Consider the following 25,147-nt stretch of genomic DNA (forward strand, 5'->3'; position numbering starts at 1 on the left):
CGAGGCCGGTATGTCCGAGCAGCAGCACGTCCGTGCGGACGGGACGGTCACGTTCCTTCCGCACCGGCTCAACCGCCATCCCGTGGTCGTGCGCGGCCTCACCGCCGACGAGCTGTGGATCTGCTGCGGCCTGTCCGGCGCGGCCGGCCTGCTGGTCGGCGCGCCGCTTTCGTGGGTGTTCCGCACGATCGCCATCGCACCGACGTTCGTTGTCCTGGGCGTGGCCTTGGGCGTGTTCATCGGCGGCGGCATCCTGCGCCGCCTCAAGCGTGGGCGCCCCGACACCTGGCTGTATCGACAGTTGCAGTGGCGCATCGCAACGCGCCATCCGCTGATGGCCGGCTGGGTGGGCGGCCACGTGCTGATCTCGCGCTCGGGCTTCTGGTCCACCCGCAGGAGCATGCGATGAGCCGCTTCAAGAACGAGATCGCCCACCTGCAGGCGCACATCAAGACCTTGCGCCTGGGCGCGGGCGCGCTGGTCATTGTCGCCCTGGTCATGGGCGGCGGCTGGTGGAGCGCGCCGCGCGACCTGACCATCCACGTCCCGCCCGACCTGCGCTCTGGCAGTACCCGCAAGTGGTGGGAAGTGCCGCCCGAATCGGTCTATGCGTTCACGTTCTACGTGTTCCAGACGCTGAACCGCTGGCCGACCAATGGCGAAGAAGACTACTCGCGCAACCTCCATACGCTCTCGCCGTACCTCACCCCGTCCTGCCAGGCCTTCCTGCGGGCGGACTATGACTACCGCCGCTCCACGGGCGAGCTGCGTCAGCGCGTGCGCGGCATCTACGAGATTCCCGGCCGCGGCTATGGCGACGACCCCACGGCGCGCGTGCGCACCGTATCCGATCGCGACTGGGTGGTGACGCTGGACATCACGGCGGACGAGTACTACGGCGCCGAGCAGGTCAAACGCGCCCTGGTGCGCTATCCGATCAAGGTCACGCGGGTGGACGTCGATCCCGCCCGCAACCCGTTCGGCCTGGCGCTGGACTGCTACGAAGGCGCGCCCCAGCGCATCAGTGCACCGGAGCCGGCGCGCCCGGCGCCGAGTGACCTGAATCCGCAAGCGCCTCAAGGAGGAAACACCCCATGAAGCATCCTGTACTCGCGCTGCTGGGGCTACTGGCCGTGGCCGCGGCACCCGTCGCCCAGGCGGTGGAGATCCTGCGTTGGGAACGCATGCCACTGGCAGTGCCGCTGAAGGTCGGTCAGGAACGCATCGTATTCATCGACCGGAACGTGCGCGTGGGCGTGCCCGCAGGCGTGGGCAAACGCCTGCGCGTGCAGAGTGCGGGCGGCGCGGTGTACCTGCGTGCCAGCGAGCCGATCGAGCCCACGCGGTTGCAACTGCAGGACGCCGACACGGGCGCGCTGATCCTGCTGGACATCGCAGCCGAACCGCCCAAGGACGGGGAAGCCGAGCTGGAGCCGGTGCGCATCGTCGAGGGTGACAGCGCACCGGGACGCTATGGCGAGCAGGCCGACAGTGCCGAGGCCCCGGCACGCGCCCAGGGCCAGGCAGGTGCGCGGACCGCGCGGCGCGAAACTCCGGTCCCTGTCGTGCTGACGCGCTTCGCCGCGCAGAACCTCTACGCACCGCTGCGCACCGTCGAGCCGCTTCCGGGCGTCATGCGGGTCAACCTTCCCCGCGACCTCGACCTGGACACACTGATGCCAACGCTGCCGGTGCGCGCGGCCGTGCTCGCGTCGTGGCGCCTGGAAGACCAATGGGTGACTGCCGTGCGCCTCACCAACACCGGCGCCGACTGGGTCGCGCTCGACCCGCGCGTGCTGCAAGGCGATTTCCTCACCGCCACCTTCCAGCACGAGGCGCTGGGCCCGCGCGGCACGACCGAGGACACGACCGTGCTGTACCTGGTCACGCGCGGCCGCGGCCTCGCGCAGTCGCTGCTGCCGGCGATTCACCGCTTCGACCCTGCCGTGCATCTGCCGCAGCCGGACGGCGACGAGAACGCCAAGGAGGCCCGCCATGCGCAGTAACGGCCTGCTCAAGTGGCTGATGATCCCTGTCGCCATCCTGGTGCTGTTCGCCGGTATCCGGCTGTTCTCGGGTGGAGGCGGCACGGCGCCACCCGCGGCGGACAACGGCGCCCAGCTCACGCCCGAGGAAATGAAGGCGCTGGGCATCGAAGGCGACACCCCGCGCGACACCGTGGCGACGCTCGTTGCCCAAGTGAAGCAGTTGCGCACCGAGCTTCAGACCGCGCTCTCGGACAACAAGTCGCAGCGTGAAGAGAACCAGCGGCTGCGCCAGCGCGAGAACTCCATCGACCAGCGCATCAACTCGGCGCTCGAATCCGAGCGGTCCAACCTGCGCCGCGACCAAGAGCAGGCGGCCAGCGCGCGCCAGCAGACCGAAGGGCTGCTCGCCGACCTGCAGCGGCGCCTGGACAGCATCGGCGGGCGCGGCGGCGGCCATGCGGACCTGCCCGTGGGCCTGGGGCTGCAGGGCGGCGACGAGGCCGGCATGGAGGGCGGCGTGCGGTGGGTCGAGCCGGACGACGCAGAGCCCGCCGAGGGGCGCAACGGGGGGCGTGGCGCGAGCGGCGGCATGAGCTTCCCCACGAGCTTCGGCCCGGCGCAGAGCACGCTCGAAACCACCGCTGAAACCGTGGCCAACGCGGGCGCCCGCGCCGCCGGGGTCAAGAATGCCAAGCCGGTCTATACCGTGCCGACCAACTCGACGCTAATGGGATCGGTGGCGATGACGGCCCTGATCGGCCGCGTGCCGATCGACGGCACGGTCAACGATCCCTATCCGTTCAAAGTTCTGGTCGGGCCGGACAACCTGACCGCCAATGGCATCGACATTCCCGACGTGGCCGGCGCCGTGTTCAGCGGCACCGCCTCGGGCGACTGGACGCTCTCGTGCGTGCGAGGTCAGGTGCGCAGCATCACGTTCGTCTTCAACGACGGCACGATTCGCACGATCCCCGAAGACCGCGAGGGCAACCAGCAGAACAACCAACAGCGCGACGGCTTGGGCTGGATCAGCGATCCCCACGGCATTCCTTGCGTCAGCGGCGAGCGGCGCAGCAACGCCCAGCAATACCTCGGCTCGCAGGCCCTAATCACCGCGGCCGGTGCCGGTGTGGCCTCGCTCATCGAGAGTGGCAGCGGCCGCATGTCCTATGTCGGCTCGGACGGCTCCATCGGCACCGTGGGCATCACCGGCCAAGAAGCGGTCGGCCAGATTCTCGCGGGCGGTGTCCGGGACATGTCGGCCTGGGTCAACAAGCTCTACGGCCAAGCCTTCGCCGCCGTCTATGTCCAACCCGGCGCCAAGGTTGCCGTCCACCTCGAAAAGCCGCTCGCCATCGACTTCGATCCCGAAGGCCGCAAGGTCGATCACCGCGCAGGAGAAAGCCATGCCCTTGAACTTGACTAACCTGGCCCGTGGCCTAGCACTGGCCCTCGCCGTCGCGGTGCTCGCCGGCTGCGCCACCAGCAAGGAAAAGCTGTTGACCCACGGTGACCGCACGATGATGGACATCTGGCAGCAGGAGGCCGGCGACGGCGGTGGCGCAGCCGGACGGAACGCCGGCCGCCAGTTGCTCGATGCGCGCCAGAGCCTGCGTCGGCCCCTGACCGACGCCGACGTGCAGGCCGCACCTGTCGAGCAGATGCGCTACACGCGCACCGCGCGCAATGAGGTTCACCGCCAGTTCCAGCGCCTGCCCAATCCCGATCTCGTGATGTACGTGTACCCGCACCTGGCCGGCACCGATCCCGTGCCGGTGCCCGGCTACACGACCGTCTTCCCGCTCTACCAGCGCATCCAGTACGCGATGCCGGGCGAGCGCGTGGAGGACTACTGATGCGGTGGAAACTCCCCTGGCCGAAGCTGGCCGGCGTCGGCTCTAGCAACCCGGCCAGCGATGAGCAGCCGGACAGCTGGCAGCGCCACGTCGAGGCCTTGCGCCAGGCCGGCATCCCCGAACCCGGTTCGGCAGTCCACGGCCGCAAGCCAGCGACCCTGGCCGACGAGCAGGCGCTGTACGACGTTGCGCCGTCCTTCGTGGAACTGCTGCCCTGGGTGGAGTTCATGCCCGAGTCGAAATCGATGCTCCTGGAGGACGGCCAATCGGTGGCGGCGTTCTTCGAGCTGGTGCCGCTGGGCACCGAAGGCCGGGAGCCTGGCTGGCTCGCCCACGCCCGCGATGCCCTGGAAAACGCACTCCAAGACAGTTTCGATGAACTGGACGAGAACCCCTGGGTGCTCCAGCTCTATGCCCAGGACGAACCGAGCTTCGACCAGTACATGCAGACGCTGCGCGACTACGTGCAGCCACGTGCGCGCGGCTCGGCGTTCACCGAGTTCTACCTGCGCTTCTTCGGCCACCACATGCGCGCTGTGGCCAAGCCCGGCGGCCTGTTCGAGGACACGGTGGTCACGCGGCTGCGCTGGCGCGGCCAGACGCGGCGCGTGCGCATGGTGGTGTACCGCCGCGCGAGCGGTCAGGGACAGGCAAACCGCCGCGGCCAGACACCCGAGCAGATGCTGGGCATCGTTTGCGATCGCCTGTGCGGCGGGCTGGCGAATGCCGGCATCCAGGCCCGGCGCATGGTTGCAGCGGACGTTCACGACTGGCTGCTGCGATGGTTCAACCCGCGCCCCACGCTGCTCGGTCCTGGGGCGGAGGACCGGGAGCGCTTCTACTCGCTGGCGCGCTACCCGGACGAGACCGAGGCCGGCGAGATCGAGTTGGCGAGCGGGCGGGATTTCAGCCAGCGGTTGTTCTTCGGGCAGCCGCGCTCGGACGTGGCGCAAGGGGCCTGGTACTTCGACGGCATGCCGCACCGCGTGCTGATCACCGACCGGCTGCGCATGCCGCCCGGCACGGGGCACCTGACCGGCGAGACCCGCAAGGGGGACGCGATCAACACGCTGTTCGACCAGATGCCCGAGGACACCTTGATGTGTCTCACGATGGTCGCCACGCCGCAGGATGTCCTGGAATCGGATCTGAACCACCTGGCGAAGAAGGCCGTGGGCGAGACGCTGGCGTCGGAGCAGACCCTCAAGGACGTACACGAGGCCCGCTCCCTGATCGGCAGCGCGCACAAGCTCTACCGGGGCACGCTGGCGTTCTACCTGCGCGGGCGCGACGAGGCGGAACTGGATCGGCGCGGCCTGGACCTGGCGAACGTCATGCTCAACGCCGGCTTGCAACCGGTGCGCGAGGACGACGAGGTGGCGCCGCTCAACAGCTACCTGCGCTGGCTGCCGTGCTGCTACAACCCCGGCAAGGATCGGCGCCGCTGGTACACGCAGCTGATGTTCGCCCAGCACGCGGCGAACCTGTCGCCGGTGTGGGGCCGCGCCCAGGGCACGGGGCACCCCGGCATCACGATGTTCAATCGCGGAGGCGGCCCGATTACGTTCGACCCCTTGAACAGGTTGGATCGGCAGATGAATGCCCATCTGTTTCTGTTTGGCCCTACGGGCTCGGGCAAGTCCGCCACGCTCAACAACCTGCTGAACCAGGTGACGGCCATCTACCGGCCGCGGCTTTTCATCGTGGAAGCCGGCAACAGCTTCGGCCTGTTCAGCGACTTCGCGCGGCGCCTGGGCCTGACCGTGAACCGGGTCAAGCTGGCCCCCGGATCGGGCATCAGCCTGGCGCCGTTCGCCGACGCACGCCGGCTGATCGAAACGCCCAGCGACGTGCAGACGCTCGATGCCGATGCCCTGGACGAAGACCAGCCACCGGATGCCTCGGCCATGGAGGCGGATGAGCAGCGCGACGTGCTCGGCGAACTGGAGATCACGGCACGGCTGATGATCACGGGCGGCGAAGACAAGGAAGAAGCGCGGATGACGCGGGCCGACCGCTCGCTGATCCGCCAGTGCATCCTCGACGCCGCCGAACATTGCGTGGCGGAGAAGCGCACCGTGCTCACGCGCGATGTGCGCAATGCACTGCGCATCCGTGGCCAGGACCCGACGTTGCCCGAGATGCGCCGTGCGCGGCTGCTGGAGATGGCGGACGCGATGGACATGTTCTGCCAAGGCACGGACGGCGAGATGTTCGACCGCGACGGCACGCCGTGGCCCGAGGCCGACATCACGCTGGTCGATCTGGCGACCTATGCCCGCGAGGGCTACAACGCGCAGCTCTCCATCGCCTACATCAGCCTGATCAGCACGGTGAACAACATCGCCGAGCGCGACCAGTACCTGGGACGGCCGATCGTCAACGTGACCGACGAAGGTCACATCATCACCAAGAACCCGCTGCTCGCGCCCTATGTCGTGAAAATTACAAAAATGTGGCGCAAGTTGGGCGCCTGGTTCTGGCTGGCGACGCAGAACATCGACGACCTGCCACGTGCAGCGGAGCCGATGCTCAACATGATCGAGTGGTGGGTGTGCCTGTCGATGCCGCCGGACGAGGTGGAGAAGATCGCGCGCTTCCGCGAACTCTCGCCGGCGCAGAAGGCGCTGATGCTCTCCGCACGCAAGGAAGCGGGCAAGTTCACCGAGGGCGTCATCCTCTCCAAGAGCATGGAAGTGCTGTTCCGCGCCGTGCCGCCAAGTCTCTACCTCGCGCTCGCGCAAACCGAGCCCGAGGAGAAGGCAGAACGCTACCAACTCATGCAGCAGCACGGCGTCAGCGAGCTGGATGCCGCCTTCAAGGTGGCTGAGAAGATCGACCGGGCACGTGGCATCGAGTCGCCGACCCTGGACCTGCCCTGAATCTGCCGTACACCGGAGAACGCCATGGAACAGAAACGTCCTTCCATTCCGATGCAGGTGCAGGCGTTCCGCCGTCGGCACTGGCGGCCCAGCTGGCCTTGGACAGTGGCCGCAGCGCTGGTTGCACTGCTGCTGATCTGGCTCGTGTCCCGTTGGCCCGGGCAGTCCACGCCTCAGACTTCAGCGCCAGTCAGCGAGACGCAGGTGGCTGGGCCTCCGTGGCAGATGGGCAATCCGGAAGGACGCTTCACGCTGACGCTCTACGCGGACCTCGAATGCCCGTTCTGCCGGTCCTATTTCCCAGTGCTCAAGCGTTGGGTGGCCGGCAATGCGGACGTGGCCTTGCAATGGCATCACCTCCCGTTGGCAGCGCATGAGCCGGCCGCGTCCGCGGAAGCGCGCCTGGCGGAATGCGCGGGCCAAGCCAGCGGTCATGCCGCCTTCTGGCAGGCCGTCGAGTGGGTATATGCCCACACGCGCAGCGACGGTCAGGGCTTGCCCGAGGACCTGCGCTACCCCGACCTTACGCCACCCATCGAGCAGTGCATCGCGAGCGAGCGGCCCGACGCGGCGATTCGCGCCCAAACTGCGGAAGCCACGAACAGCGGCGTGACCGCCACGCCGTCGCTGCGGCTACACGATCGCGAAACCGGCAAGGCTATCCTGCTGCAGGGTCCGATCGAGGGCGATGCCTTGCTGTCGGCCATGGACATGCTCGCGGCCCGCGATCCCGCCGCCACACCTACATCGGAAATGCCTGCCGACGTCGTCGGCGACATGCCCAGGTAGCCCCGGTCTTCAAGGCTACGGCGCAGTCCGCTGCGCTGACCGCAACCCGTTCGCCTCGCATCCTGGCCGCGAACGATCACCGCTCCCGCGGTGATGGATGCACCTTGTTCGTTCCCCAGGAGGGCTTGCCCTCCCCGGGCGCGCGCCCTCCGATCTCACCATTTGGAGGTTCGCCATGTCTTTCGTCGTCAATGACTCCTGCCTGGAGTCGCTTTCCGCCATCGCTGCCCAGCACGAGGACTGGATCATCCAGCAAGCCATTGCACTGCTGGAGAAGCGGGTTTTCAAAGCGGGTCCGAAACTCCTCGACCCCACGGCCGTGCGCGACTACCTGCACGTGAAGCTGGTGGCCGAGCCCAACGAAATATTCGTCGCTGTATTCCTTGACAGCATGCATCAGGTGCTGGCCTACGAGCCGTTGTTCAGGGGCACGATCAACTCGACTTCGGTCTATCCGCGTGTCGTCGTACAGCGTGTGCTGGAATTGAATGCCGCTGCGGTGGTCTTCGCACATCAGCACCCCTCGGGCATGTCCGAGCCGTCGATCGCGGATCGCGTGCTGACCCAGCAACTGCAGGCCGCGCTGGCGCTCATCGATGTGCGGGTACTGGACCACATCATCGTCGGCCAGGGTGCCCCGTTCTCCTTTGCGGAGTCCGGCCTGCTGTAAGTGTTGCACTGCTTCGTTGATCAGCGCGGAGGCTTCGGCCTCCGCTTTTTCTTCGCGGCGACACAAGCAGGTATGCGGGGTGGCCGCGATGCGCATTGTTTGTTGGGACCGCATGGGGTTCGGCGTTTGACTATGGCCCTGATCAACTTCCGGGGCGCATGACATGCCAGCAGCTTTTACCCGGTTCGCACCAGGCTGGCGAACCCTTGGCCTGGCCGTGGCGCTGCCGGCGTCCCTGGCGGTGTTCAGCCCGGTCACCTTCGCCGCCGACGTGGTGGTCGTCACCGACGGCCACCACCCGGTCAAGACCATGGGCGGCGAACGGCTGATCGAGCTGGATGAAGCGCCGCGCATCGAGGCCGAGCTTTCGGCGAATCTGCCCACCGACCCCGACCAGGCGACAGCCCTGGTCAAGCGTCGGCTGACCCAGGGAGGCACTGACCTTCAGCGGCGCATCGCGACGGCCTACCAGGGCGTGACGGACGCATGGAGCCTGGGCATCACCGCCGTCCCGGCCGTCGTGGTGGACCAGCGCTATGTGGTCTATGGCGAGCCGGACGTGGCCCGCGCCATCGCGCGGATCGAACAGCACCGGAGGACCGAACCGTGATCCACCCATTCGACCTTCTGCGCCGCATGCGAGCTGCTGTCGCGTCCGTGCTGCTGCTTAGCGCCACGGGCAGCTACGCCCTGAACACGGCAACCATCGTGGGTTCAGTGGCTTCGCCCGATTGCCTGGAATACCGGGTGGTGGGTATCTGCTACTGGCTCTATTGCACCTGGACCGGCTGCACGGTGCGTACCTCCGTCAAGGTCAGGCACTACATCCCCGATGCAGTGGTGTCGTCGTACTCGAACACCGGCGAGAACCCCTGGGTTGAAGTGCGCGCCATGAGCACGCCCAATCCTTCGGCCCAGGCCGGCGGGGACGGCACCACGAACGAGGATCATGAAAACAACCTCGCCAAATTCAAGAACAGCGATGTTATCGGCCATCCCGGCGGCGAGGTGTTCAACCAGTTCGCCTCGTCCTCCGGCTACTTCTGCCAAGGCGCGGGCACGGCCTTCATGCCGTATCTGCTCAGCACCCTGGACACGCTGGCCTGGCGCTACAACGTGCCCGAGATGGCCTACCCGGAGGCGTTGATTCCGGGCATGCGTGAGGTCGGTGCGCGCACCACGATGAACCTCTGGGGCAATGTCTATCCACGCGGTGGCTTCCTGCACCAGACCGACGACCACAAATCCGGGGCGGTGGTGGCCCAGCGCGCGGGCGATGTCGTCACGCGCCGCGGGCAGTTGCACGTGTACCAGCCACTGCTCGCCAACGCCCGTGACGGCTACTGGCCGGCCGGGGCGCTGGTCGAAGGCGATACCTCCACCGGGAAGTGGCAGGAGCTGACCCCTCGTCTGTCGAACACCTGCGTGGTCTTCCCCCACAGCGGCACGCTGACCCAGGCCCAGCAAGGCGACTACGCCTGGGCGCTGTGGCGGCCGTATGCCTGCTGCGAACGCCGCGGGCAGGTGTTCCTGGGCAGCGTCGATTTCCTCTGAGGTGCCACGATGAAGCGTCCTGAACCGATGAACCTTTCCGCCAAGACGTGCTACTTGCTGCGCCCGACGGCGCTGGCCGGCACGCTCGCTCTGGTCTGCGGCCTGGCGTGGGCGCAGGTCGGATACCAGAACAGCGGCCCCGTCATTGGCGATGACGTCATGTACTCGATCGGAGGCGGCAGCGCGGTGTCCATGGGCCGCGCGGCTGGCATGCGCTCCATCGGGGTCGGCTTGGGGTGGAACAGCAACCTGATCTGCGGCGACATGAGCATCCAGACCACGCTGCGCAACCAGCTCAACGGCATCACGAACGGCTTCCAGCAGATCATGAGCAACGTGATCCAGAGTGCCACCAGCGCGGTGGCGTCCCTGCCGGCGCTGATCATTCAGCGCGCCGATCCCGGCCTGTACAACCTGCTGACCAACGGCGTGCTGCAGGCGCGGCTGGACTTCGACCGCTCCAAGCTGACGTGCCGCGCGATGGCCGAGAAGATGGCCGAGACGGCGGGCGGCCAGCTTGGCTGGAGCCAGATGGCCGAAGGCATGGCCCTGCGTGACGCGGTTGGCAGCAACGATGCCGTTTCGGCCGTCGAGCAGGCTGAGACGCGCCGCGGCAACGACGGCGTTCCCTGGGTGGGCGGCAGCAATGCCGGTGGCGCAGGCCAGTCCGCCATTCGGGTGGTCGGCGACGTCACCCGCGCGGGCTACAACCTGGTCAACGGGCGCGGCGTGACGGACACATCCTCCATCGCGCCCGCCAGTTGCGCGAGCCTGTCCTGCCAGACCTGGACGTCGCCGCAGCAGGCGACCGAATGGGCCACCCGGGTCCTCGGGGAACAGGTGCAGCGCACGTGCGATTCCTGCACCAAGACCGAGACGGTGCCCGGCGTCGGGCTGACGCCGCTGATCCAGGAGGAGTACGAAGCCAAACTGGAAGTCTTGCAGGAACTGGTTTCCGGCGTGCGCAACACCACCTTCGAGAACTTGCGCGAGGCCGGCAGCACGTCGCTGCCGATCACGCGCGGCGTCATCGAGGCGCTGCGCGACGAGCCGGACCAGGACCTGCTGGCGCGGCGCCTTGCGTCCGAGGTGGCGCTGTCGTCGGTGCTGGAGAAGGCCTTGTTGCTCCAGCGCACGCTGCTCACGGGAAAGAAGGAGCCCAACGTGGCGGCCAACGAGTTGGCGGTCGAGGCTGTGAACCACGAGAGCGACACGCTCGACCGGGAGATCCGCAACCTGAAAACGGAGCTGGAGCTGCGCCGCGAGCTGGCGAACAACTCGCCGATGGCGATCATCCAGCGCCATGGTACGCGCGCGGCCGGCTCGCGCGGCATCTACGAGGGCGATCCGGTGCCCGACCGCCTCGACCAGTTGCAGAAGGGCAATCCGGGAGTCCGGCCATGAGCGCAATGCGCATGACCTGGCGCCCCTTGCGCTGGCTGTTCAGCCGGCGCGCGGCGAAAGCACTGCTGTGGGCGGTGGTGATCGTCGCCGCTGCGGTGGGGGCCAACGTCGCCGGCATCTACCTGGTCGGGAGCGTGGCCGGCTGGGAGCGGTGGCTCGCGGCCGCATCGGGCTACTTCTTCGTGTGGCGGTTGTGCCTGTACGGGGCGACGGCCTATGGCTGGGTCTGGATGCGGCGCCGGCTGCTGGTACGTGAGGACGACGCCCAGGCGCGGCGCCGCCTGGTGCGCACCGAGGTCGCGGGCGTCGTCGCCATCGTGGCGCTGGAAGCCAGCCTGCTGATGCAGGCCGGTTGAGGGGAGATGGCGCGATGACGCTTTTCACGACCGACTACCTGGAGTACTACCTGACGCTGGTGTCCTGGATCGTCAACAACGGCATCTGGGCGGTGCTGGTATCCAGCGGGGTATTCGGGCTGCCTTTCGTCGCCATCATCGTGCAGGAGTGGTTGAAGGCCCGTGCGGAAGGTGCCGACGAGGGCAATAAAGGCGTGCTGAGCGCCGCCCGCATCGAGAACCGGGTCTTCGTCGCCATCGTGGTGGTGATGTTCGCCGGCATTCCGTTCATCGACGTGGACCTGAACACCATCCAGTACGACAGCTCGCGCTCGGCCCAGTGCCAGGTCAGCGTGCCGCAGCCCACGGATACCGGCTGGTCGCAGTCCTTCAGCACCATCAACAACCAGTCGGCGAAGGTGCCCGTCTGGTGGGCGTTCATGCATGCACTCTCGCGCGCCGTCACGAGCGCCTCGGTGGCGGCGATCCCGTGTGGCACGGACCTGCGGCAGATGCGCATGGAGATCGACGCCACGCGCATCGATGACCCGGTGCTGGCTCAGGAAGTAGCGGATTTCTCGCGGGATTGCTATGGGCCTGCACGGGCCAAATTGTTCATGGCGCGGCCGCAGCTGGACGAAGCTCAAATGAACGACGTGACCTGGATCGGTTCGAGGTTTTTCACGGATACCGGCGGCTACTACGACAGCTACCGTTCCAGCACGGCGCGCGAGTCATGGCCCTATGACGACACCCGCGACGCAGGGCTTGCGCAGGTGGCCAGTGGCGGCGGCTACCCGACCTGCAGGCAGTGGTGGGCCGATGGCAGCAACGGCCTGCGGGCACGGCTGCTGGGCCAGGTGGACCCCAGCCTGTTGAATCGCTTGGCGGGCTGGGCCGGGTTCCTGAGCCGTACCGAGGTGGACGATTCGGTGGTCCGTACCATCGCGTCACCGCGACAGCAGAAGCTCAACCAGGGTTCGGTCTATACCGACTACGGCGGCCAGATCGACAAGACCCTGCCGAACATCGTGACGCGGGCCACGGGGGATGTAGGAATGGCGGTCGGGGCACTTGCCGCATTTCCCGCCATGGACGTGGTGCGCCAGGCGCTGCCCATGGTGCTTGCCTTGCTCAAGATGGCACTGGTCATCTGCATCCCGCTCGTACTGGTCGTCGGAACCTATGACCTGAAGACGGTCGTCACCGTCAGCGTCGTGCAGTTCGCGCTGTTCTTCACCGATTTCTGGTTCCAACTCGCACGCTGGATCGACAGCACCATCCTCGATGCGCTCTATGGGTGGGGCTTCGGCTGGAACCGGCCACACACTAACTTCGATCCGCTGGTGGGGTTGAACAATGCCTTTGGCGACCTGCTCCTGATGTTCGTCATGGGCACGATGTTCCTGGTCTTGCCGGGCTTTTGGCTTGCGAGCCTTACCTGGGTTGGGATTCGGGCCGGGCAGGTCATCCAGGGGCTTTCAGATGGCAGCAAGAGCGCCGGCCAAGCAGGCGGTAAGGGCGCTGGGGCCCTTACCGGAGGTAAGCTGAAGTAGCGCGGTGCCGATCAGTCGTCGGTGTACAACTCGTGCGACGTATCGTTGTACAGATTGGGATCGTAGCCGGGTGTCTTGCGCAGTTCGGTGAGGTCGGTGAACGGCCACTCGTCTTCTTCCGATGTATTGGCAGCCGCCGCCCATCCCGCCACCACGACTCCCAGCAACACGAGTGCGAACCAGAAGGCGGCGTAGAGCAGCGCGCCCAGCACAGCCAGCTTGACCGCCCACAGCAGCACTGTGGCACCAACCGAAGGCACCCCTTTGGCCACCAACCAATTCGACACCCGCCGTTCGCCACGCGCATAGGCACGCCATCCACGGCCAAAGGCGCGGCCGATACGTTCTGCGGTGCTGGTGCGGGTTGTGGTGTTCATGGTCGTCTCCTGCTACTGAGGAATGCCTATTCCAGTGTGCTCCACTTCATTCCGTTTCGGGCTTCAATGTGTTTTCTTGCTGCTTCAGGACGCTTCGTCATCCGGTTCCACCGGGCCGGAGTCGGGCTCCACGCCGATGCGGTAGGTGGCAACGAAACGCGGCCAGTCCACATGGTCAACCAGGTCGATGTCCTCGACAATGCTGACCTTCGTTCCCGCACGCTCGAACAGAGCGATGCTCGCGGCGGGATAGTTGTTGCGCGACGGATAGAGCACCCCGTCGAACAGCGGCTGGCCGTCGTCGCCAACCATCGCATACACCTGGGCCGACACCTGCTGCGTGTGCGTGTAATCGCGGCTCGCCAACTGCTCCAGATTCAGGCCGAAGTAGCCCGCCATCACGCCCGGCGCCGTGAGGTCGGCCAGGAGCACGTCGTCCAGCACGCCCACAGCGCGGACCATCCGGGCGTGGACCTCCTTCAGGGCGATGGAGCGTTTCGTGTCTTCAAGCCACTGGTGCTTGTGAAACACCGACTCCATCAGCGCCGTGGGCAGGTCTCGCCCCAGGTAGAGCACGCCGTAGGCCCCCGCCGGGTCATCGTAGCGATTCGTGCTGCTGCGACCATAGTACAGCGGGCTGCCCCGATAGACGACGCGGCTCACATGCTGGAGCAGTTCACCGGCATCGATCAGGAACGAAGGCAGCTCGTGGCTCATGGCGATCTCGCTTCAATGCACCTGAACGCCCAGCACGTTGAACACGACCTCGGCCACGTCGTCGATCGTGCCATGCGTCACCGCATCCACCGGCGAGCGCCCACCCAAGCCTTCGAGCGGTTCGGACAGTGCGCGGTAGATCGTCCAGTGATCGATACCCTCGACCTCCTGAAGCACGGTTTGGGTCAACTGCTGTTTCACCGGGTCGAGCTGCCAGTCGGGCAGCTTCTGACCGCGCGGCCCCACGTTCAGCGCCAGCAGCCGACGCGCGAGGATGTCCTTGTAGATCTGCTGGCGCGACTTGTCCGCCAGCTTGGCGAACTCCGCGGGCGGCAGGTTGTGCGGCTGGTTGAAGGTTTCCAGCAGCACGGCACGGCCTCGCTGGACGTCGGTTTCATTCGGTGCCCAGCGCGTGTCGGCACGCAGCGCGGCCGCCTTGCGTGCAAGGGCCTGCCCAACGGTCTCCCCCTCCAAGTTGGCGGGCAGTGTCACCGCTTCCACACGCTCGTGGACGAACGCCTGCAACTCGGCCGCGAAAGCCGTGGCATCCCGGATTTCGACGGTATCCGCGAAGCGGCGTACATCTTCCACCGTGACGCGCGGCAGACGGTCGGCAATGAATTCAATGGCAGTGGGCATGGTCATCTCCCGAGTAGGTTTGGGACAGGATTCACTCTAGTCGCCTTTGTCGCGTTTGTCAACTTAGTCGCCTGAGTGAGAACAACCTACCTGGCGGAAGCAGCGTTCCCACAGCATAGGCAGAGGCCAGCGCCGGGTCGCCGTCCAATGCATTCGAGCGGGTTCCACATTGACGCTGGAGCCGCAACCCAGGCCTCGCTATACCGAAACGGTTAAAGGCCAAAGGGCCGAAATGGCAAGGGAATGGGGTGCAAGGGGAAAGGCCCTACCTCGAAAAGGCCAAAAGGCCTCCCGGTCGGCCCGTCATCAGGACACCCACATGCTTTCCCTGTTCCAGCGAAAACGGCCCCCGGTCGCTGCCGCACCGACGCCACCACCCGTCACCGCCCTCCCGAAAGGGCTGCTGCGTCCTGAGTCGGCCGCATCGCTGCTGGCCACCCCACGCCGGCAGAAGCTGCTGGAGCACATCTGGCAGCGTACCTCGCTCTCGCGTAGGCAATTCGCCACCCTGTATCGCACGCCCCTGGAACGCTATGCCGAACTGGTCCAGGCCTTCCCGGCCTCCGAGGCGCATCACCATGCCTACCCGGGCGGCATGCTCGACCACGGCCTGGAGATCGTCGCCTACAGCCTGAAACTGCGGCAGTCCCATCTGCTGCCCATCGGTGCCAGTCCCGAAGACCAGGCGGCGCAGTCCGAAGCCTGGACCGCCGCCGTTGCCTATGCTGCGCTGCTCCACGATATTGGCAAGATCGCCGTCGATCTACACGTCGAACTGGCCGACGGCAGTACTTGGCATCCGTGGCATGGCCCGCTGCACCAGGCGTACCGATTTCGCTACCGTGACGACCGCGAATACCGCCTGCACAGCGCCGCAACAGGCTTGCTCTATCGCCAACTGCTCGACCGCCACGTCCTGGACTGGCTCAGCGACTATCCGGCTCTCTGGGCACCGCTGCTCTATGTGCTGGCCGGTCAGTACGAACATGCCGGTGTACTGGGGGAACTTGTCGTGCAAGCAGACCGGGCGTCGGTGGCCCAGGAGCTGGGCGGCGATCCGGTGCGCGCCATGGCCGCGCCCAAGCACGCACTGCAACGCAAGCTGCTGGACGGGTTGCGCTACCTGCTCAAGGAACAGTTGAAGCTGAACCAGCCGGAAGCCTCCGATGGCTGGCTCACCGAGGATGGTTTGTGGCTGGTGAGCAAGACGGTTTCGGACAAACTGCGCGCACACCTCCTGTCTCAGGGGATCGATGGCATTCCTGCGAACAACACCGCCGTGTTCAACGTGCTGCAAGACCACGGCATGCTCCAGCCCACCTCGGACGGCAAAGCGGTCTGGCGCGCGACCGTGACCAGCACGACCGGCTGGTCCCATTCGTTCACCCTGTTGCGTCTCGCTCCCGCGCTGATCTGGGAGTCTGGCGAGCGACCAGCACCTTTCGCGGGCACGGTAGAGATCGACGCGACGCCCGCGGAAAACGACGCCTGCATGTCGGCTCCCGCGCCTACCGTCTCGGTGAACCCAGCGCAGGGAGGTCAAGAGCCTCCGATTTGGGAGGGCGACAGCACCACCATCGTTTCACCGCCCGCAGCCCAGCCCGTGCCCGACGTCATGGAGGATTTGCTCGCGATGGTGGGCTTGGGTGAGTCGGCCGGCGTTGGCCAGGATGCCGAGGAGTTCCTCCACACCCCCGCGCCAGCAACAGCCGCGACGTCCATTCCATCGCCTGCACCTGCACCCGCGCCTACGCCTGGGTCATCGGCAACGAAGCCATCCGGGGAACAGTTCATGGTTTGGCTGAAGCAGGGAATCGCCTCACGACGGCTCATCATCAACGACGCGAAGGCACTCGTGCATACGGTGAATGAGACGGCCTACCTGGTCAGCCCGGGTGTGTTCCAACGCTATGCGCAGGAGCATCCCGAAGTGGCCGCACTCGCCAAGCAGGAGAATCAACAGGATTGGCAGTGGGTGCAGAAGCGCTTCGAGAAGCTGCAGCTACATCGAAAGCAGCCCAATGGCCTGAACATTTGGACCTGTGAAGTCACGGGCCCGAGGAAGTCCCGCCGACTGCATGGCTACCTCCTCGAAGATGGGTCCTTGGCACTCGCCGAAATACCGCCCAACAATCCCTATCTTGCTCTGACTCAGGAAGGATGACGCGATTCGGGCATTGATCGCCACCGTCGTGTGGCGACGATCAATGCCCCGCGAAAATTGGCAACATTTGGCGAACTGAGCTACTCGGCCCGCGCCAACTCCTGTGCAAGGAACGGAGCGGTTCTGCTGCCAGACGTTCGGGCCACCTGCTGAGGGGAGCCCGCCACCACGATGCTGCCGCCGGCAGCGCCTGCACCAGGCCCCACGTCGATCACCCAATCGGCCTGGGCCACCGCGCGCATATCGTGTTCGATCATCACTACGGTATTGCCGGCATCGACCAGGCGCTGCAACTGCACCAGCAGCCGGTCGGCGTCCGACGCATGCAGCCCGGTAGTCGGCTCGTCGAGCACGTACAGGCTTCGGCCGCGCTGGCTGCGCTGAAGCTCGGTCGCCAGCTTGATGCGCTGCGCCTCGCCACCGGAAAGCTCAGTGGCTGGTTGTCCCAGGCGCAGATAGCCCAGTCCGATGTCGCGCAGCAGTTGCAGGGGCCTTGCCACCGCGTCTTCACCCGCGAAGAATTCGCTGGCCTCGTCCACGGTCATCTGCAGCACCTCGGCGATGTTGCGCCCGTTCCACTGCACCTTCAGCGTGGCCTCGTTGTAGCGCGCGCCATGGCAGGTCGGGCACGGCGCGTACACGCTGGGCATGAACAGCAGTTCCACGCTAACGAAACCCTCGCCCTCGCAAGTCTCGCAGCGCCCCTTGGCGACGTTGAACGAGAACCGTCCGGCATCATAGCGGCGGCGTCGAGCATCGGGCGTGGCAGCGAACAGCTTGCGCACATGGTCGAACAGGCCCGTGTAGGTGGCCAGGTTCGACCGCGGCGTGCGCCCGATCGGTTTCTGGTCCACCTGCACCAGACGCTGTACGGCGTCCACGTCGCCCGCCAGATGGCCGCCGGTCGCTTCGATCACTGCCGGCCCTTCGCTGGTGGCGCTTTCGGCTACATCGTCTTCCGGCTCGTGGCCCAGGTGCAGCAGCACCAGCTCCGGCAGGGCCTGCGCGACGAGGCTGGACTTGCCCGAGCCGGAGATGCCGGTGACGGCCGTCAGCACGCCCAGCGGAATGCGCGCATTCACGCCATGCAGGTTGTGGCGGTGAATGTCCTGCAGCTCCAGCCAGCCGGTCGCTTCGCGTGCCCGGCTTCCCGGCGCGGGGATCTCATCGAACAGGTAGCGTGCAGTACGCGATTCGGCAATCTTGCGCAGGCCATCCGGCTCGCCGCTGTAGAGCACGCGGCCGCCACGCTCCCCAGCATCCGGCCCGACATCCACCAGCCATTGCGCGCGGCGCATCAGGTCCAAGTCGTGCTCCACCACGAACACCGAGTTGCCGGCGTCGCGCAGCCGGTCGAGCGCGTCGTACAGGGCCTGGCTATCGGAGGGGTGCAGGCCCGCGGAGGGCTCGTCGAGCACGTACACGACACCGAACAGCAGGGAACTCAATTGCGTGGCCAGCCGCAGGCGCTGCAACTCGCCGGCCGAAAGCGTCGGCGTGGCCCGGTCCAGCGTCAGGTAGCCCAGGCCCAGCCCACGCAGTTGGCGCAGGCGTGCCATCACGCCACCGGCCAGGCGCTGCGCGGCGAGGCGCTTTTCTTCCGATAGCGCCGAGGTGCGGCGCACGTCGGGCGATACCGCATGGACGGCGCGGCCGGAGGCCGCGCGTTCGGCACGGTCGCGTCGGGTCGCTTCCTTGTCCGTAGCCGCCCCCGCTGCATGGGCGCGGAAATCGCCCTGGGCGATGGGTTCGAGCAAGGCCGCCAACTGGTCCAGCGGCATCTGCATGAACGCGCCGATGTCCACGCCGGCGAAGGTGACCGACAGCGCCTCGGGCTTGAGCCGCTTGCCGTGGCAGGTGGGGCACGGTTTGCCCTCCATGAACCGGGACACGCGCTTTCTCATCAACGCGCTCTGGGTGTTGGCAAAGGTGTGCAGCACGTAGCGCCTGGCGCCGGTGAAGGTGCCCATGTAGCTCGGCTCCATCTTGCGCTTGAGCGCGGCGCGGGTTTCGGCGGGCGTGAAGCCGGCGTACACCGGCACCGTCGGTGTTTCCTCGGTGAACAGAATCCAGTCGCGATCCTTCTTCGGCAGGTCCTTCCACGGTCGGTCAACGTCGTAGCCCATGCTGACCAGGATGTCGCGCAGGTTCTGGCCTTGCCAGGCGGGGGGCCAGGAGGCGATCGCCCGCTCGCGGATGCTCAGGGAGGGATCGGGCACCATGATGGCCTCGGTCACCTCGTACACATGGCCCAGGCCGTAGCAGGTCGGGCACGCTCCCTGCGGCGTGTTGGGCGAAAAATCCTCGGCGTACAGCATCGGCTGGTTGGCCGGATAGGCGCCGGCGCGCGAATACATCATCCGCACCAGGCTGGACAAGGTGGTCACACTGCCCACGGAGGAACGCGCGTTGCTGGAGCCCCGCTGCTGCTGCAGCGCCACCGCCGGCGGCAGGCCGTCGATCGCATCGACGTCCGGCACGCCGGCCTGCTCGATCAGTCGCCGCGCATAGGGGGCCACCGACTCGAAGTAGCGTCGCTGGGCCTCGGCATAGATGGTGCCGAAGGCCAGCGAGGACTTGCCGGAGCCGGAGACACCCGAGAACACCACCAGCGCGTTACGCGGGATGGAGACGTCCACCTCCTTGAGGTTGTTCTCGCGCGCACCGCGCACTTCCACCATGCCGCTGGCCGCAGCGGTACAAGAGGATTCACCGAAAGAATTGTTTGGCAAGTTTTTATCCTGTAGTTCGTCCCGCTCAGGACGGGACTTCCTGAGTTCGGGTGCCGCGGCGGCTGGCTTCGAGCACTGCGGTGACAGTGCGGGCGTCGTAGCTGCCGCGCAGACGACGACCCTCGACGAAGAACGTCGGCGTGGCGTGCGCACCGCTGGCGACCGCACTGGCGAGGTCGCGCTCGACACGCTCGATCACCGCAGGGCTGTCGAGATCCGCGATGAACCGTTCGACGTCGAGCCCAAGCTCGGCGGCGTAGCCGATCAGATGCTCGCGCTCCAGCGCATGCTGACGGGTGAACACGAAGTCCAGCCACGGCCAGAACATCCCCTGGTTCGCCGCTGCCTCGGACGCCCGCGCGGCAATCGGCCCGTGCGGGTGGTGCGGCAGATGGCGCACCACATACCGCAGGTCGTCACCGAAGTGGGCGCGCAGATCGTCCCACGAACCGGTGGCGTGCGCACAGTACGCGCACTCGAAGTCCACGTACTCGACGAGTGTGAGCTGGGCGTCCTCCGGCCCGCGGATGTGATCGATCTCCGGATCGACCGGCGGCTCAAGCACCATCGGCAGGTCAGCGGTCTTCTCACCCCACCGCTGGGCGGCGACCTTGAAGATCAGCCACCCGAGCAACGTGGCGAACACCATCGACACGAGCACGCCGACCGTCGCCTGGCGGCCCAGGTCGGAGGTCGTGCCGAACGCGAGCCCGATGATCAGCAGCGACACGGTGAAGCCGATCCCGGACAGCGCCGCCCCACCGAACACGCTCCCCACCCCGACGCCCTCGGGCAGCCGGCCCAGGCCGAGACGGACGGCGACGAGCGTGGTGAGCCCGATGCCCAAGAGCTTGCCGAGCACGAGCCCTGCGATGACGCCCCACGTGACTGGCGAGCCAAAGGCCTCGGCGAGCAGCCCGCCACGCACGTCCACCCCGGCGTTCGCCAAGGCGAAGATCGGCACGATCAGCAGCGCCGTCGGCAGCCGCAGGAACTCGTGCAATCGCTCGTTCACCGAGATACCCCGGGACAGCCCGCAGTCCACCGCGCGGGCCGATGCGGCACTCGGCGACTGCCAGAAGTCACGGAACAACTGTCTTGCCGCAACGACCCCGTGACGTTGCGTCGCATAGGCGGGGATCAGCAGCCCCGCGGCCATCCCGGCGAGGGAGGCATGGATGCCGGAATACACGGTTGCGAACCACAGCACGATCACGATCAACACATACGGCGTCGCCCGCCACTGGCGGGTGCGCCCCAACAACCACAATCCAACGAGGCTGGCGAGGGCGATAAGCAACGGGACGATCCGGATCTCCTCGCTATAGACGATGCCGATGATGGACACTGCGAGGAAGTCATCGACCACGGTCAGGGTGAGCAGGAACACGCGCAACTGACCCGATAGCCGCGGGCCGACGATCGCCAAGGTGCCCAGCATGAACGCCGTATCGGTGCCGACCACCGCACCCCACCCGTGCAGGCCCTCACTTCCGGCTAGTTTCACGATCAGGACATACACCAGCGCGGGAAGCACGACTCCCGTGACCCCCGCGATCAGGGCGAGGCGGGCACGGCTGCGGTCACGGAGCGATCCGTGGGCGAACTCCTGACGCACCTCCAGTCCGATCAGGAAGAAGAAGACGACCATCAGGCCGTCGTTGACCCAGTGATGCAGATCCATGTGTAGGCGCAGTGGCCCGAAGTTGAACCCGACGTCTAGGTGCCACAACTCGAAATAGGCGTTAGATAGCGGCGAGTTCGCCCACACGAGCGCCACAACCGTGACGATCACCAGCAGCACCGCAGCGCCAGACTCCGTGCGTAGATAGTGGGCAACGCGTCTCCGTCTGATATGCGCCGAGGACTCACCAAAAGAAGAGGCTGGCATGTGCTTATCCTGTAGTTTGTGAGATCACGATGGGCAGGTTTCGGAGGCGACCGGTCAGGCGTCCGCCTCTGGCAGCGTCCCATCATCCAGCGAGCGCAGCCAAGTAAGCCATTCTCCCAGCCTGCGCTCAACACCTCTGTCCGTTGGCTGATACCAGCCCGGCCGCGCCACGCCCTCGGGAAAGTAGCTTTGCCCAGCGGCGTAGCCGTTGGGCTCGTCAGGAGCGTAGCGGTAGCCTTCGTGATACCCCATCTGCTGCATCAGCTTCGTCGGCGCATTGCGAAGATGGAGAGGCACAGGCAGGGAGCCGCTGTTCTTGACGAAGGTCTTCGCCTTGTTCCAGGCGGCATAGGCAGCGTTCGACTTGGGGGCGGCAGCAAGGTAGGTCGCCGCGTGGGCAATCGGTATTTCGCCTTCGGGGGAACCCAGCCTCTCATAAGCCAGCGCGGCATTGAGCGCCAGTTGCAGCGCCTGCGGGTCGGCATTGCCGATGTCTTCGCTGGCCACTACCACCATGCGGCGGGTCACCTGGCTGACGTCGCCGCTACCGTCAAGGATGCGGGCCAGCCAATACAGGGCCGCATCAGGGTCGGAGCCCCGTAGCGACTTGTGGAAGGCTGAGAGCTGCCAGTAGAACTCGTCACCGCCCTTGTCGAACCTGCGCAGCGATGGACTGGTGGACAGCTTGGCGGACTGGCCATCGACCACGGTCTTGCCAGCGCCCGACGCCGCATTCGTCACCTGCTCAAGCAGATTGAGGAAGCGCCTGCCATCGCCATCGGCAAAGCCCTTGAGCAGATCCAGCGCGTCCGCGTCCAACGTGACGCCCTGGAGATGCGGCAGTGCGCGTTCGTAGAGTTGGTTCAGTTCGTCGCTGGACAGCGGTTCGAGGGTATAGACCTGCGCGCGCGAGAGCAGTGCGGAATTGACCGCCAACCCCGGATGCTCGGTCGTCCCCCCCACCAGGGTCAGGAGCCCCGACTCGACATGGGGCAGCAGGGCATCCTGCTGCGCCTTGTTGAAGCGATGGATCTCATCGACGAAAAGCACCGTCGATCGACCATGGTTGTCCAGTTCGGCCTGGGCCTCGTCGATGGCTTGCCGGATGTCCTTCACCCCGGCCAGCACGGCCGAGATGGCGATGAATCGGCTGTCGGTCGCACTGGCGGCCAGGCGCCCTAGGGTGGTCTTGCCCACGCCTGGCGGCCCCCAGAGGATGAACGAGTGCAACTTGCCCGCCTCGAACGCGAGACGCAGCGGCTTGCCGGGGCCGAGCAAGTGCCGTTGCCCGACGAATTCGTCCAGCGTCTTGGGCCGCAGGAGTTCGGCCAAGGGAGGCTTGGGCTTTGTCGTGAATAGATCGGTCAAGTTCCTCTCCCTGGCATTTCTGATAGTTGACGTTCCGATAAGGTGGGCACCTCAATCCAGAGAGCCGGATTTATCCAACGCCGTGGGCTCTTTGTCGGCAATCGCATGCATGATGATGCGAGAGCCGCGGTAGCCGATGCTGTGGTTCCATACCCAGCTCAAAGCGACACTGAGACGATTTCGCGTGCCGATCAGAAAGTAGATGTGCGCCAGCTTCCAGATCCACCACGCAAAGGCACCACGCAGCTTCACCCGCCCCATGTCAATCACCGCCAGGCTGCGGCCGATGGTGGCCAGGTTCCCCTGATGCCGGTATTTGAAAGGCCCGTCAGCGGGCTTGCCCTTCAAACGCCGTCCAATCAGGTTAGCGACGTACTTCCCTTGCTGTTTGGCGGCCGGGGCGATGCCCGGCACGGGCTTCCCATCGGCCATGGTGCACGAGGCTGTATCGCCGATGGCGAAGACCTCCGGGCGACCGGCCACCGTCAGGTCAGGGCCAACGACCACTCGACCAGCACGATCAGACGCAGCGCCCAACCAGCGAGCCGCGGGAGACGCCTGGACTCCGGCGGCCCAGACGATGGTCTTGGCCGAAAGGGGCTTGCCGCCATACACCACGCCGTCGGCCGAGCATTCGGTGACCGGAGTACCCAGCACGACCTCGACCCCGAGTTTTTCGAGTGCCTGGCGCGTATAGGCCGAAAGATCCTCTGGAAAGACCGACAACAGACGCGGGCCAGCCTCGATCAGTACAACCCGCGATGTGCTCGGGTCGATCGAGCGGAAGTCACGCGCCAGCGTGTCTCGTGCCAGCTCGGCGATGGTTCCGGCCAATTCAACCCCGGTGGGACCACCACCGATGATGACGAACGTCTGCAGCGCGGCACGCTGCTGAGGATCGCTCGTGCGCTCAGCTTCCTCGAAAGCCGCGAGGATTCGGCCCCGAATGGTCGTGGCATCTTCCAGCGTCTTCAACCCCGGCGCGAAAGCCCCCCATTCGTCGTGTCCGAAGTAGGCATGGGTAGCACCTGTCGCGAGCACGAGCGTGTCGTAGGTTTGCCGCATTCCATTGTTGAGAATGACCTGACGCGCGTCCTGGTCGATACCTTCCACTTCCGCCATCAAGGTGTTCACTTCCGGGCGATTTCGGAAGAGATAGCGAATAGGCCAGGCGATCTCGGATGTCGAAAGTGACGCACCTGCGACCTGGTAAAGCAAGGGTTGGAACAGGTGATGATTGCGCCGATCGATGATCGTCACATCGACCTCGACACCAGCAAGCTGGTTGGCAACCTCGATCCCGCCGAAGCCCGCTCCGATAATGACGACGTGATGTCGGTTTTTGGAGGTCTTTGTCATGACCTGATCTCCTCTCTCAGCGTTTCAGCGCCGATGCGTGGTGTGCCATATGCTCGCCAATGAAGCTGGCAATGAAGTAGTAGCTGTGGTCGTAGCCTGGGCGCAGATTCAACGTGAGCGGGTGCCCCGTCTCGTCGCAGGCTTTGCGCAGCAGGTCGGGCTGAAGCTGGCTCTCCAGGAACTCGTCGCCCAAGCCCTGATCAACCAGCAACGGCAAACGCTCCTGCACGGTGCGAATCAGCTCCACGGTGTCGTACTGCTTCCACACTTCCCGATCGCTGCCCAGGTACGCCTCGAAGGCCTTGTGCCCCCAGGGAACCTGGGTGGGGGCGACGATGGGCGAGAAGGCCGAGACGCTTCGATAACGGCCCGGGTTGCGCAGGGCGATGACCAGAGCGCCGTGTCCTCCCATGGAATGGCCGCTGATGCTCCGCTCCGCTGTCACGGGAAAGTGGGCCTCGATCAGCGCCGGCAATTCCTGCACGACGTAGTCGTACATCCGATGATTCGCAGCCCAGGGTTCCTGTGTGGCGTTGACGTAGAAACCCGCCCCCTGTCCGAGGTCATAGGCAGGATCGTCGGCAACGCCTTCGCCGCGAGCACTGCTATCGGGCGCGACGACGGCAATGCCATGTTCGGCCGCGTAGCGCTGGACGGCGGCCTTGGTGATGAAGTTCTGCTCGGTGCAGGTGAGGCCTGAAAGCCAGTACAGCACCGGCACCTTGCCGTGCTGTGCCTGCGGAGGCAGATAGACGCCGACCTTCATCGTGCAACCGAGCGTCGTGGATTCATGCTGATAAACGTCCTGCCAACCATCAAAGCTGGCGTGATGTTCGATGCGTTCCATGTAGTTCTCCTATGTTCAA

Annotated in this window: 22 protein-coding genes; 14 read left to right on the forward strand and 8 right to left on the reverse strand. The window is 66.0% G+C overall.

Features of this window, described 5'->3' with window-relative positions; all coding sequences use genetic code 11:
- Positions 1-10: 10 nt before the first annotated feature.
- From DOD19_RS09655 to DOD19_RS09715, 13 genes are all read left to right on the forward strand, one after another.
- Positions 11-409: a TIGR03750 family conjugal transfer protein gene (locus tag DOD19_RS09655; protein WP_003105639.1), complete on the forward strand. Its 399-nt coding sequence runs from the start codon at positions 11-13 to the stop codon at positions 407-409.
- Complete coding sequence (locus DOD19_RS09660; protein WP_003105641.1) at positions 406-1,098, forward strand: PFL_4703 family integrating conjugative element protein; 693 nt, start codon at positions 406-408, stop codon at positions 1,096-1,098. The genes DOD19_RS09655 and DOD19_RS09660 overlap by 4 nt, the downstream gene beginning before the upstream one ends.
- The gene (locus DOD19_RS09665) at positions 1,095-2,006 is read left to right on the forward strand and encodes a TIGR03749 family integrating conjugative element protein (protein WP_003105643.1); all 912 of its coding nucleotides are present in this window, start codon (positions 1,095-1,097) and stop codon (positions 2,004-2,006) included. The genes DOD19_RS09660 and DOD19_RS09665 overlap by 4 nt, the downstream gene beginning before the upstream one ends.
- Entirely contained in the window at positions 1,996-3,414 is a 1,419-nt protein-coding gene (locus DOD19_RS09670) for a TIGR03752 family integrating conjugative element protein (protein ID WP_042178570.1), read from the forward strand. The genes DOD19_RS09665 and DOD19_RS09670 overlap by 11 nt, the downstream gene beginning before the upstream one ends.
- A complete protein-coding gene (locus tag DOD19_RS09675; RefSeq protein ID WP_042178567.1) occupies positions 3,395-3,844 on the forward strand; it encodes a TIGR03751 family conjugal transfer lipoprotein in 450 nt (149 codons plus the stop codon). Before DOD19_RS09670 ends, DOD19_RS09675 begins: the two co-directional genes overlap by 20 nt.
- Positions 3,844-6,726 carry a conjugative transfer ATPase gene (locus tag DOD19_RS09680; protein ID WP_042178564.1) on the forward strand — a complete coding sequence of 961 codons (2,883 nt, stop codon included), beginning with the start codon at positions 3,844-3,846 and terminating at the stop codon, positions 6,724-6,726. The genes DOD19_RS09675 and DOD19_RS09680 overlap by 1 nt, the downstream gene beginning before the upstream one ends.
- 24 nt (positions 6,727-6,750) lie before the next feature.
- Complete coding sequence (locus tag DOD19_RS09685; RefSeq protein WP_023098544.1) at positions 6,751-7,515, forward strand: thioredoxin domain-containing protein; 765 nt, start codon at positions 6,751-6,753, stop codon at positions 7,513-7,515.
- 175 nt (positions 7,516-7,690) lie between these two features.
- Positions 7,691-8,185: a DNA repair protein RadC gene (gene radC, locus DOD19_RS09690; RefSeq protein ID WP_009518518.1), complete on the forward strand. Its 495-nt coding sequence runs from the start codon at positions 7,691-7,693 to the stop codon at positions 8,183-8,185.
- A gap of 163 nt (positions 8,186-8,348) precedes the next feature.
- Positions 8,349-8,795 carry a TIGR03757 family integrating conjugative element protein gene (locus DOD19_RS09695; RefSeq protein WP_009518519.1) on the forward strand — a complete coding sequence of 149 codons (447 nt, stop codon included), beginning with the start codon at positions 8,349-8,351 and terminating at the stop codon, positions 8,793-8,795.
- The gene (locus tag DOD19_RS09700; RefSeq protein ID WP_009518520.1) at positions 8,792-9,739 is read left to right on the forward strand and encodes a TIGR03756 family integrating conjugative element protein; all 948 of its coding nucleotides are present in this window, start codon (positions 8,792-8,794) and stop codon (positions 9,737-9,739) included. The genes DOD19_RS09695 and DOD19_RS09700 overlap by 4 nt, the downstream gene beginning before the upstream one ends.
- Positions 9,740-9,748: 9 nt before the next feature.
- The gene (locus DOD19_RS09705; protein ID WP_042178560.1) at positions 9,749-11,143 is read left to right on the forward strand and encodes an integrating conjugative element protein; all 1,395 of its coding nucleotides are present in this window, start codon (positions 9,749-9,751) and stop codon (positions 11,141-11,143) included.
- Entirely contained in the window at positions 11,140-11,499 is a 360-nt protein-coding gene (locus DOD19_RS09710; protein ID WP_009518522.1) for a hypothetical protein, read from the forward strand. The genes DOD19_RS09705 and DOD19_RS09710 overlap by 4 nt, the downstream gene beginning before the upstream one ends.
- A gap of 14 nt (positions 11,500-11,513) precedes the next feature.
- Positions 11,514-13,034 carry a conjugal transfer protein TraG N-terminal domain-containing protein gene (locus DOD19_RS09715; RefSeq protein WP_042178557.1) on the forward strand — a complete coding sequence of 507 codons (1,521 nt, stop codon included), beginning with the start codon at positions 11,514-11,516 and terminating at the stop codon, positions 13,032-13,034.
- An 11-nt stretch (positions 13,035-13,045) separates the two neighbouring features.
- Here the strand turns inward: DOD19_RS09715 and DOD19_RS09720 are convergent, their stop codons facing one another.
- The 3 genes from DOD19_RS09720 to DOD19_RS09730 form a co-directional block, all read right to left on the reverse strand.
- Positions 13,046-13,411: a DUF3742 family protein gene (locus DOD19_RS09720; RefSeq protein ID WP_023103894.1), complete on the reverse strand. Its 366-nt coding sequence runs from the start codon at positions 13,409-13,411 to the stop codon at positions 13,046-13,048.
- Positions 13,412-13,495: 84 nt separating this feature from the next.
- Positions 13,496-14,128, reverse strand: coding sequence for an RES family NAD+ phosphorylase (locus DOD19_RS09725; RefSeq protein ID WP_023103893.1), 633 nt, complete (start codon positions 14,126-14,128; stop codon positions 13,496-13,498).
- 12 nt (positions 14,129-14,140) lie between these two features.
- Positions 14,141-14,767, reverse strand: coding sequence for a hypothetical protein (locus DOD19_RS09730; protein WP_023103892.1), 627 nt, complete (start codon positions 14,765-14,767; stop codon positions 14,141-14,143).
- A gap of 319 nt (positions 14,768-15,086) precedes the next feature.
- Here DOD19_RS09730 and mobH point away from each other — a divergent pair, with 319 nt between their 5' ends.
- Complete coding sequence (gene mobH / locus DOD19_RS09740; protein ID WP_042178553.1) at positions 15,087-16,931, forward strand: MobH family relaxase; 1,845 nt, start codon at positions 15,087-15,089, stop codon at positions 16,929-16,931.
- 80 nt (positions 16,932-17,011) lie between these two features.
- Here the strand turns inward: mobH and DOD19_RS09745 are convergent, their stop codons facing one another.
- From DOD19_RS09745 to fghA, 5 genes are read right to left on the reverse strand one after another with little or no spacing between them, the layout of a single operon-like run.
- The gene (locus DOD19_RS09745) at positions 17,012-19,663 is read right to left on the reverse strand and encodes an excinuclease ABC subunit UvrA (RefSeq protein WP_020924950.1); all 2,652 of its coding nucleotides are present in this window, start codon (positions 19,661-19,663) and stop codon (positions 17,012-17,014) included.
- A gap of 25 nt (positions 19,664-19,688) precedes the next feature.
- Positions 19,689-21,554, reverse strand: coding sequence for a Na+/H+ antiporter NhaA (gene nhaA, locus DOD19_RS09750; protein WP_011871462.1), 1,866 nt, complete (start codon positions 21,552-21,554; stop codon positions 19,689-19,691).
- Positions 21,555-21,608: 54 nt separating this feature from the next.
- Entirely contained in the window at positions 21,609-22,922 is a 1,314-nt protein-coding gene (locus DOD19_RS09755; protein WP_023106336.1) for a replication-associated recombination protein A, read from the reverse strand.
- Between the two features lie 51 nt (positions 22,923-22,973).
- Complete coding sequence (locus DOD19_RS09760; RefSeq protein ID WP_011871464.1) at positions 22,974-24,281, reverse strand: NAD(P)/FAD-dependent oxidoreductase; 1,308 nt, start codon at positions 24,279-24,281, stop codon at positions 22,974-22,976.
- Between the two features lie 16 nt (positions 24,282-24,297).
- A complete protein-coding gene (fghA, locus tag DOD19_RS09765) occupies positions 24,298-25,128 on the reverse strand; it encodes an S-formylglutathione hydrolase (RefSeq protein WP_011871465.1) in 831 nt (276 codons plus the stop codon).
- Positions 25,129-25,147: the final 19 nt, after the last annotated feature.

The sequence above is a fragment of the Ralstonia sp. GX3-BWBA genome, from assembly GCF_003290055.1.
GTDB classification, from domain to species: Bacteria; Pseudomonadota; Gammaproteobacteria; order Burkholderiales; family Burkholderiaceae; genus Ralstonia; species Ralstonia holmesii.